The sequence below is a fragment of the Spirosoma humi genome (genome assembly GCF_054776575.1).
The window spans coordinates 697,265-716,540 of the sequence record NZ_BAAHBR010000015.1; the positions used below are offsets into that span (position 1 = coordinate 697,265).

The 19,276-nt window shown below is 51.3% G+C and carries 21 protein-coding genes; 10 read left to right on the plus strand and 11 right to left on the minus strand.

The window, feature by feature from the left end:
- The 6 genes from ACYU8Y_RS19225 to ACYU8Y_RS19250 form a co-directional block, all read right to left on the minus strand.
- On the minus strand, nucleotides 1-288 hold the full coding sequence (locus ACYU8Y_RS19225) for a hypothetical protein (RefSeq protein ID WP_460939690.1): 288 nt from the start codon (nucleotides 286-288) through the stop codon (nucleotides 1-3).
- Nucleotides 285-1,820: a hypothetical protein gene (locus ACYU8Y_RS19230; RefSeq protein ID WP_460939691.1), complete on the minus strand. Its 1,536-nt coding sequence runs from the start codon at nucleotides 1,818-1,820 to the stop codon at nucleotides 285-287. The genes ACYU8Y_RS19225 and ACYU8Y_RS19230 overlap by 4 nt, the downstream gene beginning before the upstream one ends.
- A gap of 133 nt (nucleotides 1,821-1,953) precedes the next feature.
- The gene (locus ACYU8Y_RS19235; RefSeq protein WP_460939692.1) at nucleotides 1,954-2,751 is read right to left on the minus strand and encodes an RsiV family protein; all 798 of its coding nucleotides are present in this window, start codon (nucleotides 2,749-2,751) and stop codon (nucleotides 1,954-1,956) included.
- 68 nt (nucleotides 2,752-2,819) lie between these two features.
- Entirely contained in the window at nucleotides 2,820-3,557 is a 738-nt protein-coding gene (locus tag ACYU8Y_RS19240) for a LytR/AlgR family response regulator transcription factor (protein ID WP_046574878.1), read from the minus strand.
- A gap of 47 nt (nucleotides 3,558-3,604) precedes the next feature.
- Nucleotides 3,605-4,702, minus strand: coding sequence for a sensor histidine kinase (locus ACYU8Y_RS19245; RefSeq protein ID WP_460939693.1), 1,098 nt, complete (start codon nucleotides 4,700-4,702; stop codon nucleotides 3,605-3,607).
- Nucleotides 4,703-4,895: 193 nt separating this feature from the next.
- Complete coding sequence (locus ACYU8Y_RS19250; protein ID WP_460939694.1) at nucleotides 4,896-5,534, minus strand: histidine phosphatase family protein; 639 nt, start codon at nucleotides 5,532-5,534, stop codon at nucleotides 4,896-4,898.
- Nucleotides 5,535-5,665: 131 nt separating this feature from the next.
- Between ACYU8Y_RS19250 and ACYU8Y_RS19255 the strand changes: the two genes are divergently transcribed.
- The 5 genes from ACYU8Y_RS19255 to ACYU8Y_RS19275 all read left to right on the plus strand — a co-directional run bounded on the left by ACYU8Y_RS19255 (nucleotide 5,666) and on the right by ACYU8Y_RS19275 (nucleotide 10,212).
- A complete protein-coding gene (locus ACYU8Y_RS19255) occupies nucleotides 5,666-6,082 on the plus strand; it encodes a hotdog fold thioesterase (RefSeq protein ID WP_460939695.1) in 417 nt (138 codons plus the stop codon).
- Between the two features lie 42 nt (nucleotides 6,083-6,124).
- Entirely contained in the window at nucleotides 6,125-6,544 is a 420-nt protein-coding gene (locus ACYU8Y_RS19260) for a hypothetical protein (RefSeq protein WP_460939696.1), read from the plus strand.
- Entirely contained in the window at nucleotides 6,510-8,777 is a 2,268-nt protein-coding gene (locus tag ACYU8Y_RS19265) for an NADP-dependent malic enzyme (RefSeq protein WP_460939697.1), read from the plus strand. Before ACYU8Y_RS19260 ends, ACYU8Y_RS19265 begins: the two co-directional genes overlap by 35 nt.
- 115 nt (nucleotides 8,778-8,892) lie before the next feature.
- Nucleotides 8,893-9,870, plus strand: coding sequence for a tryptophan--tRNA ligase (gene trpS, locus ACYU8Y_RS19270; protein WP_460939698.1), 978 nt, complete (start codon nucleotides 8,893-8,895; stop codon nucleotides 9,868-9,870).
- Nucleotides 9,871-9,900: 30 nt separating this feature from the next.
- Nucleotides 9,901-10,212: a response regulator transcription factor gene (locus tag ACYU8Y_RS19275; protein ID WP_460939699.1), complete on the plus strand. Its 312-nt coding sequence runs from the start codon at nucleotides 9,901-9,903 to the stop codon at nucleotides 10,210-10,212.
- Between the two features lie 54 nt (nucleotides 10,213-10,266).
- Here ACYU8Y_RS19275 and ACYU8Y_RS19280 read toward each other — a convergent pair whose 3' ends face one another.
- Nucleotides 10,267-10,653 (minus strand): hypothetical protein, encoded by a 387-nt coding sequence (locus ACYU8Y_RS19280; RefSeq protein WP_460939700.1) that lies wholly within the window; start codon nucleotides 10,651-10,653, stop codon nucleotides 10,267-10,269.
- 11 nt (nucleotides 10,654-10,664) lie between these two features.
- Entirely contained in the window at nucleotides 10,665-11,534 is an 870-nt protein-coding gene (locus ACYU8Y_RS19285; RefSeq protein ID WP_460939701.1) for a hypothetical protein, read from the minus strand.
- A 434-nt stretch (nucleotides 11,535-11,968) separates the two neighbouring features.
- Here ACYU8Y_RS19285 and ACYU8Y_RS19290 point away from each other — a divergent pair, with 434 nt between their 5' ends.
- The 3 genes from ACYU8Y_RS19290 (at nucleotide 11,969) to ACYU8Y_RS19300 (ending at nucleotide 14,864) form a co-directional block, all read left to right on the plus strand.
- Nucleotides 11,969-12,898 carry a sugar phosphate isomerase/epimerase family protein gene (locus ACYU8Y_RS19290; RefSeq protein WP_460939702.1) on the plus strand — a complete coding sequence of 310 codons (930 nt, stop codon included), beginning with the start codon at nucleotides 11,969-11,971 and terminating at the stop codon, nucleotides 12,896-12,898.
- A 3-nt stretch (nucleotides 12,899-12,901) separates the two neighbouring features.
- Nucleotides 12,902-13,477, plus strand: coding sequence for a phosphatase PAP2 family protein (locus ACYU8Y_RS19295; RefSeq protein WP_460939703.1), 576 nt, complete (start codon nucleotides 12,902-12,904; stop codon nucleotides 13,475-13,477).
- A gap of 232 nt (nucleotides 13,478-13,709) precedes the next feature.
- On the plus strand, nucleotides 13,710-14,864 hold the full coding sequence (locus ACYU8Y_RS19300; protein ID WP_460939704.1) for a glycosyltransferase family 2 protein: 1,155 nt from the start codon (nucleotides 13,710-13,712) through the stop codon (nucleotides 14,862-14,864).
- A 41-nt stretch (nucleotides 14,865-14,905) separates the two neighbouring features.
- On the opposite strand, the gene ACYU8Y_RS19305 is transcribed toward ACYU8Y_RS19300, so the two are convergent.
- From ACYU8Y_RS19305 to ACYU8Y_RS19315, 3 genes are read right to left on the minus strand one after another with little or no spacing between them, the layout of a single operon-like run.
- Nucleotides 14,906-15,493 carry a class I SAM-dependent DNA methyltransferase gene (locus tag ACYU8Y_RS19305; RefSeq protein WP_460939705.1) on the minus strand — a complete coding sequence of 196 codons (588 nt, stop codon included), beginning with the start codon at nucleotides 15,491-15,493 and terminating at the stop codon, nucleotides 14,906-14,908.
- Nucleotides 15,486-16,250, minus strand: a complete 765-nt coding sequence (locus ACYU8Y_RS19310; RefSeq protein ID WP_460939706.1) for a PIG-L deacetylase family protein — start codon at nucleotides 16,248-16,250, stop codon at nucleotides 15,486-15,488. Before ACYU8Y_RS19310 ends, ACYU8Y_RS19305 begins: the two co-directional genes overlap by 8 nt.
- A complete protein-coding gene (locus ACYU8Y_RS19315; RefSeq protein ID WP_460939707.1) occupies nucleotides 16,234-17,400 on the minus strand; it encodes an acyl-CoA dehydrogenase family protein in 1,167 nt (388 codons plus the stop codon). Before ACYU8Y_RS19315 ends, ACYU8Y_RS19310 begins: the two co-directional genes overlap by 17 nt.
- A 193-nt stretch (nucleotides 17,401-17,593) precedes the next feature.
- Here ACYU8Y_RS19315 and ACYU8Y_RS19320 point away from each other — a divergent pair, with 193 nt between their 5' ends.
- Nucleotides 17,594-18,535: a ribose-phosphate pyrophosphokinase gene (locus ACYU8Y_RS19320; protein WP_460939708.1), complete on the plus strand. Its 942-nt coding sequence runs from the start codon at nucleotides 17,594-17,596 to the stop codon at nucleotides 18,533-18,535.
- 91 nt (nucleotides 18,536-18,626) lie between these two features.
- On the plus strand, nucleotides 18,627-19,193 hold the full coding sequence (locus ACYU8Y_RS19325; RefSeq protein WP_460939709.1) for a 50S ribosomal protein L25/general stress protein Ctc: 567 nt from the start codon (nucleotides 18,627-18,629) through the stop codon (nucleotides 19,191-19,193).
- Nucleotides 19,194-19,276 lie beyond the last annotated feature (83 nt).

Consider the following 19,276-nt stretch of genomic DNA (forward strand, 5'->3'; position numbering starts at 1 on the left):
CTATAAAAATTGCGTCACCAGCGCAGTCCACTCGTCCTGTAAAGAGCCCTCGAAAAAGGTAGCTCCGGCCCGCCGATACCAGTAACTGGCGTTGAACCGGTCGCCTTCTTTTCGGTGCAGATAGGCATGCAGCCGATCGTAGCGCGGCTCCCCTTCGCGGCTTTGGGCAATGGAATGGGCTTGCTCCCAATCGCCATTGGCATCGTACCAAAGCCCTTTCACTACCGGATGCAGGTCAGCAGGGGGCTGGCTTTGGGCAAGAGAATTATTGAATTGTTCCAGCGTCATTGCAGCGCGATTTTTTGTAATAACGACGATTTCACGTACGGCTCATAGGCTGGCGTCACGTAAATAGTATAGTCCTTTAACTGAATAGCCCGGTAAGGATGCTTCATTACCCTGGGCAAATATTGGCTAAGATTCTGAAAGTCTTTCTTGGGAATTACCGCCACATCAGCATCCTCCCACTGCTTTTCGGTTGGCCAGATGTTGTAATGCTGATAAAAAAACGGGATCAGAAAATCGAAGATAAACACATTGGAGTGCGCCGGGATGGTTTGGCCCAGGTTACGGATAATAGCCACATCGGATTCGGGAAGCATAGGTTCCTTGATCGGGTCGTACTGATGTTTTACCATATTACGGAGTAGCGTAACCCACCGATAATCGGGACGCCCATACTGGACAATGGGCAGTTGACTACCGATGAGCAGTGAACCGATCAGCAGTGGTTTCCAGGAAAATACGGACTTGCCAGCTCCGAACAGAACCCACACGAGCAGGCAGTAGGTTACGGAGAACGTGTAGACAAGCACAAACCGAGGGGGCCAGGTCAGCGAAACCAGGTCAAAGTAGGGGTTTGTGCCATAGTAGGTTGCCCCCTGCACCCAGTTTGACGCCAGCAGGGCTGCCTGGGCTACTACGTATACCAGCAGAATGCTGCCCGTTTGTCGCCAGTTCACCTGATACAATCCGAACAGCAACGCACCAATGGAGGGTAACAACAGGGCTACAGTTTGGATAAACAACAGGCCATTCCTGCGGATAAAGACCCGGTCATGCAACCCGTTCTGAATCGCCAGCAACGCTTGCTGTAAACGGGGTTCCGGCTCAGCCGCGTGATTTTTATAGGATAAGAACGCCATCCCAGCGATAAACACAATAGCCCAGCTGATGAGTACCAGCCAGAGCCTCGGCTGTGTCAGTATGCCAAAAATGTTTCGCTGGCGATTTCCGGCCAGGTATTGTATGCTCAGAAACGCCAGATGAATGGCTCCGGCCAGTAAGGCCCCATCTTCCTTAACAAGGATGATTAGTAAAGCAGTGAGCACGAACCAGCCAGGCCGGTTTGCCTGCAAAGCCAGAATAAAGAGAATGGAAAGGGGAAAATACGTCAATTCGGGATGCCAGCCAATGCCTGGGTGATCGTTGAACCAGAACCAAACGGGTCCTACCAGCAAAACGAACAGCATAAACCAAATAGCCCAATTTGCCATTCGGCCGCTGAGCTGGCGTAATAACAAGCTATAACTTAACAGCGAAAGGCCTGTCTGAATTGTAAATACCGCATACGGACCCGCTACATAAATGAGCGGCCCCCACAACAACATGGCGTAGTTGTTATGAATTCGGTCGTCGTACCCCCATATGTTTTCGTAAAGTAAGGGCCGCCCATCCATCCAGCTGCATGACGCCTGCAGAAAGATGTACATGTCATTGAAGGTGTAGTACAGCCCCTGAAACCGAATAACCTTAAACCAGAAAAATAAAAGTAAAATCAGGCTGCTGACAGCAACCGGGGCAATCCACTTTGTTCTCATACATAAACCCGGCACCTCTCACCAGGCAGTGACAGGCACATCTTGTGGAGCAAACTTACGGAATTACGACGGGCAAATGTTTTTCTGGCCAATCAATTTAGTGATTTGCACCTGCAGCCAACCCAGGAAACCCTCAGTACCAGTCTTTCTGCAGAATCCCGTCGAGCTGGGTATAGGGCACTGTTACCTGGATCGGCCCAACGGCATAGGCCGCAATTTCGTAGGGATTATAATAAAATACCATGCCTCTGGGGCTCATTCCGACATTGGCCGGGAGAAAAAACCGACCGTCGCGCAGAAAGTACCCCCGCTCTTCAAGGTTATTCTGCGGCATCACCTGCTGCTGCTCCCGGAACGCTTTCTCCACCAAACTGAGGAGTGCCGTTGTATCCGAAACCATATCCGTGATCGTGAGCATCTGGCCCGTTTTTCGGTCGAAGTTGTAAAAAGACAGGTTGGAATTCGGGTGTGCACCACCCGTATAGGCCATGGTTTCGTACTTGACGGTTATGGCTTTCGGCCCGGCATGAACCGTATCGGCCGTCGTTTTCACCTCCCAGCAGCCCCCAATACTACCCATATCTTTACGGACAACGTCGTAGTCGGTGGCAAACAAAGAGGCAGCTTTAGCCAGATCTATTTTTGCATCGGGATGCTCGGCTACGGTTGCACTGTCGAGCCAGCCCACGATACTGTTTGCCGCCAGCCGACGCAGACTATCGTTTATCTTACGGGACCCTTCCGTATCATCTTTGAGCAAAACAAACGCGACAGAAACATCTACGCCGGCATTTTTAGCCGTGTCACAGCGGTTTGAACCAGTAAATACGTACTGTTTTTTCTCGAGAGCGGGTGGCGTTGAATTTGTCGAATGGCAAGCCGTAACGATATAGAATAAGCCACAAATGAGCAGGGCTAACGTATGCTTCATGAGAACGTTGTCGTAATAGGAGCACCTCGTTGTCAGCCTAAACCATCCAACAAATCAAGCGCTCTTTCCTACAAACTTAACAAATCTTTGAACCGGATAGCCTGTCGACGGCTAATTTCGATTTTGTCTCCTCCTCTCAGGGTAACGAGTAGACCACCACTGAACCAGGGTTCGATCTTTTCAATCCATTGCAGATTGATAATATGTTTGCGGTTTGCCCGAAAAAACGTAGCGGGATTGAGCCGGTCTTCCAGTGCATTTAACGATTTGAGTACCAATGGCTTCTGGTCATCAAAATACAGCCGAACGTAGTTACCCATCGATTCGAAGAGCCGAACCTTACCCAATTTGACGAACCAGCATTTTTCGCCGTCTTTCACGAAGACCTGATCATTTTCGCCTAATATTTTAGTCGATGTGCCCACGGAAGTTGTGTGGGCCGACTCCTGATTGTGTTGCTCTTCTTCTACCCGGTGGATAGCCTCCGACAGCCGGGCCAGTTCGACGGGTTTGAGCAGGTAATCGAGGGCGTTGAATTCAAAGGCCTTGATGGCGTATTCGTCAAACGCCGTCGTGAAAATCACTTCCGGCGTCTTTCCTTCAATTGACTGCAGAAGCTCGAAGCCATTTTTGCCCGGCATTTGAATATCCAGAAACAGCAGGTCCGGCTCCAGTTCTTCAATCATGGGAAGGGCCTCATCGGCGTTGGCCGCTTCGCCAATAATTTGAATTTTAGGAAAGTTTTCCAACAACCGACGCAGTTCGTTACGAGCCAGGCGTTCGTCGTCAATGATCAGGGTTTTCATGATAGGGGTTAACTAATGAATGATCGGTTCTGAATGGATGAGCAACGTTAATTAATCGCCCGCCCTTCATAGTTCTTTACTTTTTCACGCCTGAACATTCCCTCCGATTGGGCGGGAATGGTTATTTCGGCACAAACAATAGGGCTCCCATTGAGGGTATCGTCTTCCTGAAAAATATGAAAGGTGGCATCAGGGCCGTACAGCAACTCCAGTCGCTGCGAGGTATTGGCCAGACCAAAGCCTCCGGAAGCTTTCTTATCGCCCAGAACGCCCGTATTTCGAATAATTATGTGGAGTTTATCCGCGACCAGGCTGGACTTCACCTCGATAAACCCACCCCCTACGGCCGTCGACACACCGTGTTTGATGGCATTTTCGACCAGCGTTTGCAGCATCATGGGGGGAACCTGCCAGTAAAGCGTACGACCATCGAGTTCGATTGATGATTCCAGTCGCTCTTCGTACCGTACTTTTTCGAGGGCCAGATAATCCTCCACGGTTTTGATTTCTTCGCGAAGTTCGACCGTTTTGCGCCGGTCGGCCAGCAACGAGTTGCGTAACAGATTGGAGAGTTGCGTAATGCTCTGCTGGGCTTTTGTCGGATTTTCGTAGACCAGCGCCCGAATGCTGTTCAGGGCGTTGAAAACAAAGTGCGGGTTCAATTGCGACCGCAATACTTTGGCTTCCGTTTCCCGGATGCTTGTCTTCAAGAGTATTTTTTCGATTTCGGCATTGCGGTTCTCTTCCACATAATGGTAGGCCGTATAGCTCAACACCCAGGCAAGCATGGTTTTGCCCCAGGTCATGATGTAGCCGAACAATGGCCAGGGTTCATCCATCAAGTGCTGCGGAACAATGAGTCGATCCATCGGCAAATTGACCATGGTCATAATCAGGGCCAGCACAAAAACAGACAGTAACACCCTGGGAGCCAGTTGAAAGAACGGTAGCCGAACCCAGTTCCACCGCCGAATCATGAGCCGGTAAAGGTGCGTCAGGGTGATGCCCAGAAAGATATTGGCAATGGCTAAGTACAGTTCATCGGCCTGAAAACCATCTTCAAGCAAATAGGCCAGATACTCCACTAAAATGAGGAGTGACCAGCCGAACAACTGACAAAACCAATATATTCTTTGCTTCGACATACCTTTCTATTACGGCCCCGCTACTCGTCAATCAGCGAATATAAATCGTTCAACGCTGGTGGGTAAGGTATACTACACCAGTGGAAAAAAAGCGGGAAGGCCGGGGCAGTAAGCGGAAGAAAAACAAACGGTTTTATACCCCTCGGGGAAGTCCTGCCGATTTCCTCCTCCCCTCTTTATCTTTATTCTCTGACTACGACGCCATGGCCAGCGACAACAGATGCGCCGTATCGTTTGCCAGCTCAATAGTAAAGGCTGCTGTGTCGTAATTGTACTGTAGTTTGTACAGGCAAAGGTTACTGTGCTCGAACTGATCCATGAGCGAAAGGGGCTGGTTGGTGATCCAGCAGAGCAAAATACGCATGGCCCGGCCGTGCATAGCCACTAAAATGGTTTCTTCTTCGGGGTGCGCGAGAATAGTGGCCATAGCCTCTTTTTGCCGGGCTACTACTTGGTCCGGACTTTCCCCGCCATCGGTCGTTTTAGCCGAATTGCCCGATGCCCAGGATTCGATCAGATCACGGTAGTACTCATTTTCCAGGTTGCCGGGTGCTTTGCCTTCCATAACGCCCCAACTGATCTCATTCAGTCCGGTTAGCTTTTCGAAAGGCAGCCCAAGCTCGATAAACGGTTCGGCGGTCTGGTAGGTCCGCTTCAGCCCGGATATATAAATCTTGCTGAATGGCACGTGCTGGTAGGCCTGAAAGAACGCCTGAGCCTGCGCTCTTCCCATTTCGTTGAGGTCTGAATCGACGCCACTACCCTGTACTATTCCCCGCCGGTTATAATCGGTTTCGCCGTGGCGAATCAGATAAATCGTTTTCTGTATCAATCGTATCGCCTTGCCTATTGGCAAATTTTTCCAAAATTGAATGTAAAATTACGAAAAACACCGTATTTATCTGTTGCATCGACAAGGTTTCGCGGTAAAGATTCCCCCTAAATTCACGTAAAGTTAATCCCATGAAAGCTGACTTCGACCTGACTACCCTTGGTTTTATGGATACCGATTCGATTAGCAAACACCTCGGCATCGAATTCGTTGAAGCGGGCGAAGGGTATTTGGTTGCCCGGATGCCCGTCGACAAACGCACGCATCAGCCCTTTGGCATTCTGCACGGAGGAGCCTCGGTCGTGCTGGCCGAAACGCTGGGGAGCGTTGCTTCCTGGATGATGCTGGATAACCCTGCCAACCAACGGGCCGTGGGCCTGGAAATCAATGCCAACCACATTCGTTCCGTACGTGATGGCTGGGTGTATGGCCGCTGTACGCCCATTCACACCGGGCGCACAACCCACGTTTGGGACATCCGCATTACCGACGAGCAAGGCAAACTGGTGTGCGTAAGTCGGCTTACAGTGGCCGTTGTTGGGGGATAACTCAGAACAAAACACCAGACACAGCCGATGGTAGATTACCAAATGAAATCGTTCCGGGTCAAACGAAAAACGTTGTGCTTAAAACCCATCGGATTGCTCATTCGGGAAAGCGATTACCGCAAGCAATTACGCCAGACCGAGCCGCTCACGTTCGGCGACAAGTTCAGCAATTACAAATTGATTCTGGCGTTTGGCGTCAGGCGATCAGGCCCTGTTCAGCTTCGAACGATCAGACCCGGTCATGAACCAACCCATACGAATCCTAATCAACGCACGTTTCTGTTGGGTGTTCCTGCTTTTTTACTGGGTCGGTTGGATTGCCATCGATCGTCAGCCGGTTATCGGAGCAGATTGATTCGCCACCCGGCTCACTTTTTCCGTACCTTCGCGCTCCCAACCGTTGAGCAAAAAACTCATCAACATTCGTATGAATCAGAAAATCCGGCGCGAAGATGCCCTTGATTACCACTCCAAAGGGCGTCCGGGTAAACTAGAAGTCATTCCAACAAAAGAATATAGTACCCAACGCGACCTTTCATTAGCCTATTCACCGGGTGTGGCCGAGCCTTGTCTGGCCATTGAAGCCAACCCCGACGATGCCTTTAAATACACGGCCAAAGGCAATCTTGTCGCCGTGATCAGCAATGGTACAGCCGTGCTGGGCCTGGGCGACATCGGCCCTTCCGCCAGCAAACCTGTTATGGAGGGAAAAGGCCTGCTGTTTAAAATCTATGCCGACATCGACGTCTTCGACATTGAGTTGAATACGAAGAATATCGACGAGTTTGTCCGCACGGTCAAGATCATGGAACCCACGTTTGGTGGTGTCAATCTGGAAGATATTAAAGCCCCGGAATGCTTCGAAATCGAGGAGCGGCTCAAGCGCGACATGAACATTCCGGTCATGCACGATGACCAGCATGGCACCGCTATCGTTAGTGGAGCGGCCTTGCTTAATGCCCTCGAACTGGTCCGTAAACCCCTCGATACGGCCAAATTCGTGATTCTGGGCGCTGGCGCTGCTGCCATTTCGTGCGCTCGTCAGTACATTGCCCTCGGGGCCAAACACGAGAACATGGTGATGTTCGACGTAAATGGCCCGCTCCGTACGGATCGCACCGACCTGAGCGAACTGATGCGGCCGTTTGCGACCACCCGTAACATTCAGTCACTGGCCGACGCCTTTGCCGGAGCCGATGTATTTATCGGCTTATCGAAAGGTGGCATCGTGAACCAGGACCTGATTCGCTCGATGGCCCCAAACGCGATTGTGTTTTCAATGGCCAACCCAACGCCTGAAATCGGTTACGACGAAGCGATGGCTGCCCGCCCGGACATTATCATGGCCACTGGTCGATCTGATTACCCCAACCAGGTTAATAATGTCTTGGGATTCCCGTATATTTTCCGGGGTGCGCTGGATGTGCGCGCCACTGAAATTAACGAAGCAATGAAGCTGGCGGCTACCTATGCGCTGGCCGAGCTGGCCAAAAAGCCGGTACCCGATCTGGTTAACCTGGCCTATGGTGAGTCCAACATGATTTTTGGTCGAACGTACATTCTACCCAAACCCGTTGACCCACGCCTGCTGACGACGGTGGCACCGGCCGTTGCCAAAGCCGCCATCAATTCGGGGGTCGCCCGGTCGCCGATCACCGACTGGGACGCCTACGAACAACAACTCGCCCGACGGTTGGGGCAGGATAACCAGATTTCCAGAGTCATATTGACTAAAGCCAAAGCGAATCCTAAACGGGTGGTTTTTGCCGATGCGGAGAACCTGAAAGTCTTGAAAGCGGCTCAACAAGTTCGGGATGAAGGCATTGCGCAGCCAATTCTGCTGGGCGAACGCGCAAAAATTGAGCAACTCATCCAGGAAAATAGTCTTGACCTGGGGCAGATTCCCATCCTTGACCCACGGGCACCCGAACAGGCGGGCTTGATTGATCGGTTTACTGATGTGTATTTTGGCAAGCGCAAACGCAAGGGCGTCAACGCGACCGAAGCGCGGAAGATGATGTATTACCGCAATTATTTTGGGGCGATGATGGTGGAAACGGGCGAAGCGGATGCGCTCATTTCGGGTCTGACACGCAGCTACCCCGACACCATTCGACCCGCGTTGCAGATTATTGGCAAAGAGCCGGGGGTTAAGCGGGTGGCGGGTATGTATATTTTGCTCACCAAACGCGGACCATTGTTCTTCTCCGATACAACGGTCAACTTTAACCCGACGGCCGAAGAAATTGTTGAGATCACCGAGCTAACAGCCCGTACGGTTGAGCGGTTCAACATCAAGCCTCGCATTGCCCTGGTTACTTATTCCAACTTTGGTAGCGCCAAAGGAGAAGATGCCGAGAAGATGAATCGGGCGGTCGAAATTCTGCAACAAAAACACCCCGATCTCATCGTCGATGGAGAAATTCAGGCGCACTTAGCCTTTAATACCGAATTGCTCCAGCAAAATCACCCGTTCAGTAAGTTGGTCGGCGAAGGAGCGAACACACTCATATTCCCCAACTTATCGGCGGCCAACATCGCCTATAACTTAATGAGCGAAGCGGCTGGCTTCGATGCGATTGGCCCCATTCTACTTGGCATTCGTAAACCGGTTTATGTATTGCAATTGGGTTCCTCGGAGCGCGAAATTGTCAATATGGTCGCCATCGCCGTCGTCGAAGCACAAGGAAAATGAAGAAGTTAGTATCAGGAGCGAGGAATGAGGAGGGCAGACCGCACCGGCGGACCGGCGTCCGCAAAAAGTACGCATCAGCCCTTCTCACTCCGCGCTCCTTACCCCTATAAAAACCATGGCACGAATCTTAACCGGTATACAAAGCAGTGGTCGTCCGCATTTAGGCAACATTCTGGGCGCGATCAAACCAGCTATCGACTTATCAAAACACCCCGACAATGAGTCGTTTTTATTCATAGCGGATCTCCATTCACTCACGACGATCAAAGACGGTCCCACCAGGCGGGAGTTCACACGGGCGGTAGCCGCTACCTGGCTGGCCTTTGGGTTAGACACCGACAAGAATACGTTCTGGCGGCAGTCGAGGGTGCCCGAACATACAGAATTGGCCTGGCATCTGAGCTGCTTCACGCCCGTGCCAATGCTGAATAATGCCACCTCCTTCAAAGAAAAATCAGATCGGTCCAGCGGCCCGGTCAATACGGGTTTGTTCGTGTATCCGGTCTTGCAGGCGGCCGACATTCTTCTCTACGACGCCGAGATTATTCCGGTCGGGAAAGACCAGCGCCAGCACATTGAAATGACCCGCGATATTGCCAGCATTTTCAACCGGCAATATGACAGCGAGGTGTTTGTGCTACCCGACGCCAAAATTGATGATCGCCTGATGACGATTCCGGGTATCGACGGGGCGAAAATGAGCAAGTCCTATAATAACTACATCGACATTTTTCTGCCCGATAACGAGTTGTGGAAAGTCGTTAAGAAGATCAAATCGGATTCGACCCCGCTTGAGGAACCTAAAAACCCTGATTCGGACATCACCTTTCAGTTGTATTCATTACTGGCTTCGGATGAGCAGATTGCTGAGATGCGTGGTTTGTACGAAGGTGGCAACTACGGCTATGGAACGGCGAAAAAAGCCTTTTACGAACTTATTCTGAAACGATTTACTACCGAACGCGAACGTTTTACTTACTACATGAACAACAACGATGCGCTGGAAGCTGAACTCCGGGCCGGTGAGGAGAAAGCGCGTGCCGTTGCCAGCAAAACGATTGCCCGGGTTCGGGAGAAGCTGGGCTTTTCGTAGCCCCGTGAGAAAAGCCTACCGTTAACTCACTTGATAGGAGGAAAACGTGCGTATGCGTTTATTTTCAGGCGGTTATCCACTACCCTTAACGCCAACTCGCACCACACAATGTACCATCCTTCCTCTAACCATAACCTGGACGCTGTTCCGTTAAATCACCGTGAACGCCATTTTCTACAATTAGCCTGCTCTGAGCTCACCTACGTTCAAATCGCCGATAAAATGTGTGTTAGTCCCCGTACCGTGGACGGCTATCGGGAGGCCCTTTTCGAACGCTTACAGGTTAAAAGCCGGGTGGGACTGGCTATGTGGGCCGTGCGAACGGGAATTGTGCTGTTATAATTGAATTTTTGATTCGCCGGATTTCAATCTGGCGAATCAAAAATTAACAGCTAGTCAGGCGAAAAGTGATGCGGACTCATCAGCCGCCTTAAAAATTGCCTCCGGATTACCGGATAGTATGGCCCCGGCCAACTGAACGGCACTGCCCGCAAGCTTAAGTACCCGATCCACTTTTTGCAGGTCATTGATCTGCTCTTTCATGGTCGTCGTCACCTCCTCAATTCGGGCCAGAACGGGCTCCAGATCAGCCAGCGAAATAGACAAGGCCAACGCCGTGAACGCCGTTGATGAATCGAGCAGTACTCGCTCAACTTCTTCTATTTTTTTGCGTTTAGCCGGTGTGAGCTCATCGAATTTGTCAAAGCGATATTCACCCAATGCCTGCGCCAGATCAAAATAAGACCGCGCTAGTTTACGAGCCTGATCAGTAGTGAGTTCCATACCGGTGGTGCTTAAAACGTATCGTGGATTTCGTCAAGTAAGGGAACTAGCTTCGAGGTATACCCTAAAATTTCCTTTCGTACTTCCTTTCGGCTTAGTCTGGCCTGATTCTCAAACAGGAGCTGGTGACCTTGTGCAATGGTCGTCAACACGCTGGCGTAGGTAGAGGCTGCTACCTTTCTGTCCTCTAATGCATTAAACTCTCGACTCCACTGCTGCTGCAAGAGAACAACGGCTGCCGGTTCTTTTTTCACGTTTTCTTTTATGGTGCCCAAGTATAGGTTTTTAGCCGCCAGTTGCTCGTCCTGCAACAGTTGAACGTAGTCGTTTTTTATAATCGCCGACAGCGTCGCCAGCAACGTTTGAATAGCGGGGTTGGCCTGCGCAATGGCTTTGCCCAACTTCTTCCGTCGCCACCCCGTTGTCGAGGCATCGCTTACTAGATTCGCAAGCTTCGACAGCGTTGTTACCTGCGCTTTGGGAATGAGCTTCGAATCACCCAGGTTAGCCACCAGTTTGTCGATGCTTTTGTCATACGTCACAATATCATCGCTCGCTAACTGGTCCAGTGTCTGCAGGTACTGAACCAGCACTTTATTGGCAACGACAAAATTCTTTCCTGACGCTTTTAGAGAAACGCACTCTTTCTCGGCTTCGGCGTCCCGCCTTAATTTGACCGGATCGAACTGCCCCTCCCGGATGGAGGCATACTGATTTTGCCGAACACACGACTCGGCCAAATCGGTAGCCAGTACCGGCAATCGCTGGGTGGCCTCAAGCGAAGTGCCCGTGAATTCTTTTATCGCCTTGTTGCTCACGCACCCTGCCGCCAGACATGAAACAACTGCCAGTGAACAGACGCCGAACCGAATCTTTTTCATACGCTAGCTAATCGGGATTTAGTGTCCGTTAGGAATTTACCGGCAGAAACAGGGCTTTGGGGTGCTCCGCCCAGTAAGCCCGTTTTGAGTAATCTACTACCCGGATGCCTATAAAATTTCTGCAATATGGTACTCTGTTCAGGGGAATCAAACCGTAGAAATACCCTTTGTTGGCCAAACACGCCCATAACCTCCAGGTGTCGCCTTCATCTTTTTCCGTAAAAGCCCTCTCATCTATACCGCCAAAGCCTTTACCTTTGACTCTCATTCAACAATTCATGGTTTCGCTTCCCGGTTGCTAGACAGCCAAACTACCTGACCATACGATACTCGACAGGGTATTAAGAATGACCCGGATGGCCACATCCGGACATGGTTTTTCACCTATAGTTAACCGCCCGGATGTGGCCGTCCGGGCCGCAATAAACCCTTCTATGCTCAACCTTGGCTTTGTTTCGGCTATCCTGGCCGACTATGATCTGAATAGCGTTCTTCAATTTGCGTCAGACCATCGGTTTAAATGTGTTGAAGTCATGTGCTGGCCGGCCAGTAACGCCGGAACGCCGGGCCGCGATACCCGACGGTATGCGGGTGTCACGCACATTGATGTCGACAACCTGAACGTCGATCAGATTCACTCCCTGACACGACTCCATAAGGTATCTATTTCGGGCCTGGGCTATTACCCAAATCCCCTCGACCCGAACCCTGAGCAAGCCGAGTTCTACCGGGAACACATTAAGAAAATTATCCGGGCAGCGGCCAAATTAGGCGTTCCGGTAGTCAATACATTTATTGGCCGGAACCCATCACTCAGCATCACCGACAACCTGAAACTGTATGCCGAACACTGGCCCGCTATCATCCGCGAAGCCGAAGCGTGCAATGTAAAAATCGGGATCGAAAATTGCCCGATGTGGTTTACCGACGACGAATGGCCGGGCGGTAAAAACCTGGCCACCACGCCGGCCATCTGGGATCGGATGTTCGAGATTATTCCCTCGCGGGTGCTAGGGCTCAATTATGATCCCAGCCACATGATCTGGCAAATGATGGACGAAGTCAAACCCATTTACAACTACCGCGACCGGCTGCACCACGTTCATCTGAAAGACGTAAAACTGTACCGCGACAAGCTGAATCGCGTGGGTATCATGGCGAATCCGCTGGAATATCACTCGCCTAAACTTCCCGGACTGGGTGATGTTCGCTGGCGCGACTTCTTCGCTGCCCTGACGGACGTTCGGTACAGAGGCCCGATCTGTATCGAGGTGGAGGACAAAGCGTACGAAAGCCATCCCGACGATATTAAAACGGCTATTCTGACCGCTCGGAATTACCTCAGTCAGTTTTTGGTTTTGTAATCCATGATCGATCAACTGAACCAACTCGACATACGCCTTTTTTTGTGGCTCAATGGTCGCTACACGCCCTGGCTGGACCCGATCATGATCTGGATTACGGAGCGTAACAGTTGGTTCCCACTGTACGCCCTACTCATTGGCTGGCTGATTTACGAGTACCGGAAACAAGCCATCGGGATTATCCTGACCCTTATTTTTTCCGTAGCGCTCGCCGATCAGGTAGCCTCATCGGTTTTCAAACCGCTAGTCCACCGGCTGAGGCCCTGCCATGAACTAGCGTTGCAAACGTTCATTCATCCGGTTATGGAATGCGGTGGACAGTATGGCTTCGTCTCCTCTCATGCGGCCACCACGTTTGGCCTGGCAGCCAGTCTTTGGTTTATGCTGGGCAAACAGCATCGCTGGTTATGGCTGGGCTTTTTATGGGCCGCTATTGTATCGTATAGCCGGATTTATGTAGCGGCCCATTACCCCCTCGATGTCCTGGCAGGCACTGGTGTCGGCATATTATCGGCAGCCCTTTGTGTGTTTATTCTTCGCAAAATTCAGTCCCGTTCAGAGACGAGTAACTTGGCGTGAATAACGCATCGTATAGTACGTCATTTTCGTCAGCTTTTTCGGGCGACCGGTTCTTAACCCTATCCGGTTTCGAAAACCTTCCAGGGAATCAGATTCTCAATTCTAACTACCTGGAAGGTATAAATGAGCATCAATAACTTCACAAACCGCATTAACAATTCTACAAACATTCCGTTGTGATTAAGGACATCTCCGTGTGACCAATTTTTTCACATGGGCCACCAATAGCCTTATGCCAACGCTGACACAGGAGATAGATGGTGCCATCGCCCAGCCTCTGCTCTTTAACGATACCCCGCTTTCTTCACAAACACGACTCACGGTCATTGTTCCGGCAAGAAACGAAGCCGACCAACTGATCGAAACCTTAGAATCGCTTCGTAAACAATTGGATGGCAACAAATTACCACTAAGTCCATTCCTATACGAAGTTCTGTTACTGGCTAACAACTGTACAGATTCTTCCTTCGCCATTGCCCATCAATACCAGCAACAATTTCCTGCGTTTCAACTGCATATCGCTCAGATTCAATTACCGCCCGACAAAGCAAATATTGGCACTGTCCGGCGGTTGCTCATGGACGAAGCCTACCGTCGATTGACGAGTCTGGGTCGATCGGATGGTATCATAGCCTCGACCGATGGCGACACGGTCGTTGATAGCCGATGGGTATACAACATCATGCTCGAAATGGCGAAGGGCAACGACGCTGTCGGGGGGCGTATTCTAACCCGACCCGATCAGAGCAGTGTGCGGTTGTTCCACCTGCGCGATGTAATGTACCGAACCCTGGTGGCTAAGGCCGAAGCTCAGTTCGACCCCTGTTTGCATGACCCCTGGCCCCGGCACTTTCAGCATTTCGGCGCGAGCATTGCCGTTACCTGCCAAATGTATGAACAAGTGGGTGGCCTGCCCGAAAGGCCTTACCTGGAAGACGAAGCTTTTTACCGGGCTTTGCTCCGCATCGATGCCAAGGTTAGAAAGAGCCCGCACGTAAAGGTCTATACCTCAGCCCGCTTGCAGGGCCGGGTGGCGGTTGGCTTTTCGGAGCAGTTGCGGTATTGGTCGACAATGAATCAGGAAAATCAATGTCAGTTGGCCGAGCCTGCCGGAGCCGTCATTACCAGGCTTAGTAATCGGCAGCAGTTACGGCTTTGCTGGCAAAAGCGTAACCAGGACGTACATACCGACTCCCTGAAACGTATTGCCCTTGAACTGCTTATCGATTCAGACTGGCTTATTGATCAATTTAAGAAGAGTCGCTTTTTTGGGGAAATCTGGGAAATGATCGATGAACGGATGAGCTCGGGGCAATGGATTACCCACTGGAAACCCGTCCCCATTACTGTCGCTATTCAGGATATGCGAAACTACCTGGCCAGATAATCCTGCTCCAGGGGCTGCGTCCTCACAGCCTCTGGAAGACACTACTGTTTCTGGAACAGATCAAGGCGATACATCTCCATTCGCTGGCCCAGCAAATGCTGAAGCGGCTTTCCTTCACCAGCTACGACCAGAAATTCCTCATGAACCTGATCACCCGTCAGCGGGTAGTCCGGTACGAATGGAGTCCAGTGAACGAGCAGCAGATGTCCGTTTTCCGTTAAGTGGTCGAGCATTTGTTGACGTGCCCGTTGCAGGTCGTCCAGCGTGAGGTAATAGCCTACCTCCGACAGTAAAATCAGGTCAAATTGATCATCAGGAAATTCCGTCGGAATACTCAGTTGCCTGACCGTTACCTGCTTATACGAGGCCAGCCTTTTTCGAGCGGCTTCCAGGGGCAGTTCGCTGGCATCGACCGACAGCAGACGGCTGCATCGTTGCGCCAATAACTCACTCAGTACGCCAATAGAACAACCGATCTCAAAGGCGTTGGTGTAGCGCTCCCGAGGAAGGGCGGCCAGTGTCGTTATATATTTGTCTAGTTCATACGGACTGGTTTCAAAAGACCAGGGATCGTCATTGGCCCGGTAGACGTCGTCGAAGTAGGTCTTGGGCAGGCTTGATTTAGGCATAATCGAGTTCATTAATACGCTCTTCCAGAAACAATTCCCGCGGTTTGTTAAAATGCATCAGCAACTCGGGTGACAAGTAAAATGCGGTAGGATCGTCGTCAATCAGCCGGCTCACCTGCGATCGGTGAGCCGCAATGGCTTGGTTCCGCTGCGCCATAACTGACTCGATCGGTATAGTCCAGACAAGCATTTCGTCGTGACCGGGCATATCTTGTTCATTGCCGAGCTCCCACAGCCAAATCAGGTATTCCAGTACCCGCGGTCGCACCGAAAGCGTTGACAAAGCGGCATTCACGATTTGCCAGGATGCCCGATGGTCCCGGTGGGGGTCACGTCGCCAGGGGAGCAGCACAGTGGCGGGTTCGATCTCTATTAGGATTGTACGGACAAAGTCAACCGCATCGGCAAAATCAGGACTGTCGGTCGTCGCTACCTGGGTATCTTTCTGCCGCATAAAGAAGGCATTGTCAACGGGCACGCCCAAAAGTCGAAGCGCATCCAGTGCTTCCGTTTCCCGTACCTGTCGTAGCCGCTCGGCCGGATAACTGGGGGAGTTCGGATGCGACATGGTGCCATCACTCACAAACAGCACATGGACCTGAAACCCCTGTTGCCGCAGAAGCGCCACAGTTCCCCCACACCCCAACGATTCGTCGTCCGGATGCGGAGCGATGACCAACACATTACCAATCAGATTCACATCCATCGGATGCGCCCTGGTTTCCAGAAAATGGACTTTATCAACGCCAGAGTTCATGCACGTTTTGCGGGTTATCTAAAACATAGCGACCAATATCCAGAATGGTCGCATCGGGAGCAGGTTGCCGTAAATAGAACGTCAAGTCACGATGAATGCGCTCGAACGGGAGTGGCCGCATGAGTCCGCGCGCCCCCACCGACCGTTCGGCCAGGGGCATCACCCGGAGGCAGATTTCCTCGATGGCCGTTCGGGTCATGTTGGCGTAAGCCACTATTTTTTCGGCTCCGTTCTCCTCAGCCAGCCAGGCATCGGCATGCGCTCCGGCAGCCCGGAGCCACTGGTTTCCTGATTCGATCAGCCAGGCCATTTCGGCCAGCCGGGTGCGTTGAAGCGGATCGCCGGTTCGGTGCATAGTCGTCAGCAATTCCCGCGTTGCGTTGAACAGAGCCTCGGCCCCACCCAACTGTACAGCCGCAAATCGACTGGCTCCCCCGCTGAAATGCGGTTGCCGGTAATAATCGTCGGGTTGCCCGAGTAAGTCGTCCTCTCTGATTTCCAGGCCAGTGAAATCGAGTTTATAACTAACCGATGCGCGCATACCCAGTGGTTGCCAGAAGCTGTCGTCCTGCGCCACGGCGCTTACCCGCTCCGTGGGAATGATACACATTTGCCAGCCTTGTCTGGACGGGTCACCCAGAAGCTGACCGGTTACTAGCGGCCGCTGAATCCAGCCCGAACCCGAACAGAACGTCTTTGCCCCTTCGAGCCGGTATCGCCCATTGCCGATAGCGTGAATGTTCACACCGTCGCCCGCTTGTGTGTTCCAGACACTGAATAATCGTCTGTGCTGGCTTACGTCGGCATACCACCTTGTTTTCTGTTCCTGCGTAGCGTATAAATGAATCAGATTCAGCGCATTAATATGTCCTTCATAAACCCGCCCGACGGATAAGTTGGCGGCCCCGATACGTTTCAGGAGCTGGAGCAACTGGCCGGTTTGGGGCAACTGATTGTCCAGTTGCCTGCCCGGCAGGGTAATAGCCAGCAAACCAGCATCAGCCAGGTTGTTAAAGGCTTCTTCAGGAAAGGTTTTATCCGTATCTGTTTGGGCAGCTTCGTCAGCAATCTGCTTAACTAAGGCAGCCATCCCTTTAGAATCCAGCCCTAAAAGCGACTCCTTCGCCGACCCATCAACCTGAAAAGGCATACGTATTTCCATCCTTAGTAAAGCGCCTGTTCGCGCAAATTGTTTGCCCTTCCCGTCATATGAGATGACAAATTATGGCCCTGATTCATCCTGATACCGGACCTCAACAGGCAGTTTATCCGAAGAAAGTTTACAGCCGGGCAGCAAGTGGGCTGTTTTTTCCGTACCTTTGCGGGAAATTTGTCCGGCACACATGGCTTCGTTTAATCCGGTTAAGATTTTTTCGGGCAGTCAGTCCACCTATCTGGCCGAAAAAATTGCACATTATTACGGGAAAGACTTAGGTGGTTACACCTGCCGACGCTTTAGCGACGGTGAGATGTCACCCAGCTTTGAAGAGTCGGTGCGTGGCTGCGATGTTTTTCTCATCCAGTCGACGCCCCCCCCCGCTGATAACCTGCTGGAGCTGATGCTGATGGTCGATGCGGCCCGCCGTGCGTCAGCGCACTATGTAACCGTTGTGATTCCTTACTTCGGATACGCCCGCCAGGATCGCAAAGACAAACCGCGCGTGTCGATTGCGGCCAAACTGGTCGCCAATACACTGGCGGCATCGGGTGTCGACCGGTTGATGACGATTGACTTGCATGCAGGACAAATTCAGGGTTTTTTCGATTTCCCAGTTGACCATCTGGAAGGAACATCGGTATTTGTGCCGTACATCCGAAGCCTGAATCTGGAAAATCTGGTGGTTGCCTCGCCGGATGTGGGGGGAGCCAACCGGGCCCGTACGTTTGCCAAACACTTCAATGCCGACATTGTGTTGTGCGACAAACACCGCAAACGGGCTAATGAAATTGCGTCCATGCAGGTGATTGGCGATGTGGAAGGTGCCAACGTTGTCCTGGTCGATGATTTGATCGATACGGGTGGTACGATGGCCAAAGCTGCCCAGATCATCATGGACAAGGGCGCTTTATCGGTTCGAGCCGTTTGTACGCACCCGATCATGTCGGGCAAAGCGCACGAAAACATTGCTAATTCCGTATTGCAGGAGTTAGTCGTGGCGGATACGTTGCCGATGAAGCAACCAAATGAAAAAATTAGGGTACTGTCGGTGGCTGAATTATTTGCAAAAGCCATTGGCCGTATTCGTGACCATGAATCTATTAGTTCACTGTTTATAAAATACTAAAGAGCGAAAGAGTGAAAGAGTGAAAGAGCGATTCGTCTGCATCTTTCGCTCTTTCGCTCATTTGCTCTTTCACTCTTTAAAAGTTAAAATCATGAAAAAACTCGAGATTGTAGGGTATCAACGAGCGAATCTCGGCCGCACGGAATCACAGGCGATTCGGGCCGAGGGCAATGTTCCATGCGTGTTATATGGTGGCGAAGAGCAAGTGCATTTTTATGCACCAGCGATTCTGTTCCGCGATTTGATTTATACGCCTAATATTTTTGAAGTAGCGCTTAACATTGAAGGTGCTGAGTACCGGGCTATTCTTCAGGAAGCCCAGTTCCACCCTGTAAGCGATGTGCTTTTACATGCCGATTTCCTGCTTATTACGGACAAAAAACCCATTAAAATCGCCGTTCCCGTTCGTTTACTGGGTACAGCACCGGGTGTTCAGAAAGGTGGTAAACTGGTAACCCGCGTTCGGAAACTGCGCGTTAAAGGTACTGTTGAAAACATCCCTGACTTTATTGATGTGGATGTATCGAAACTCGACCTAGGTAAATCGGTTCGTGTTAGTCAGATTTCTGTACAAAACATCGAACTGCTCGAAGAAGCATCTAACCCCGTTGCCAGCATCGAAATTCCACGTGCACTGCGTGGTACGGTGGGCAAATAAGGGTAGCCATAGCTGCCAATTTTTTAAGGCTAATAGATTTACAAACAAAGCCCGGCCAGATTTCTGGCCGGGCTTTATTGTCT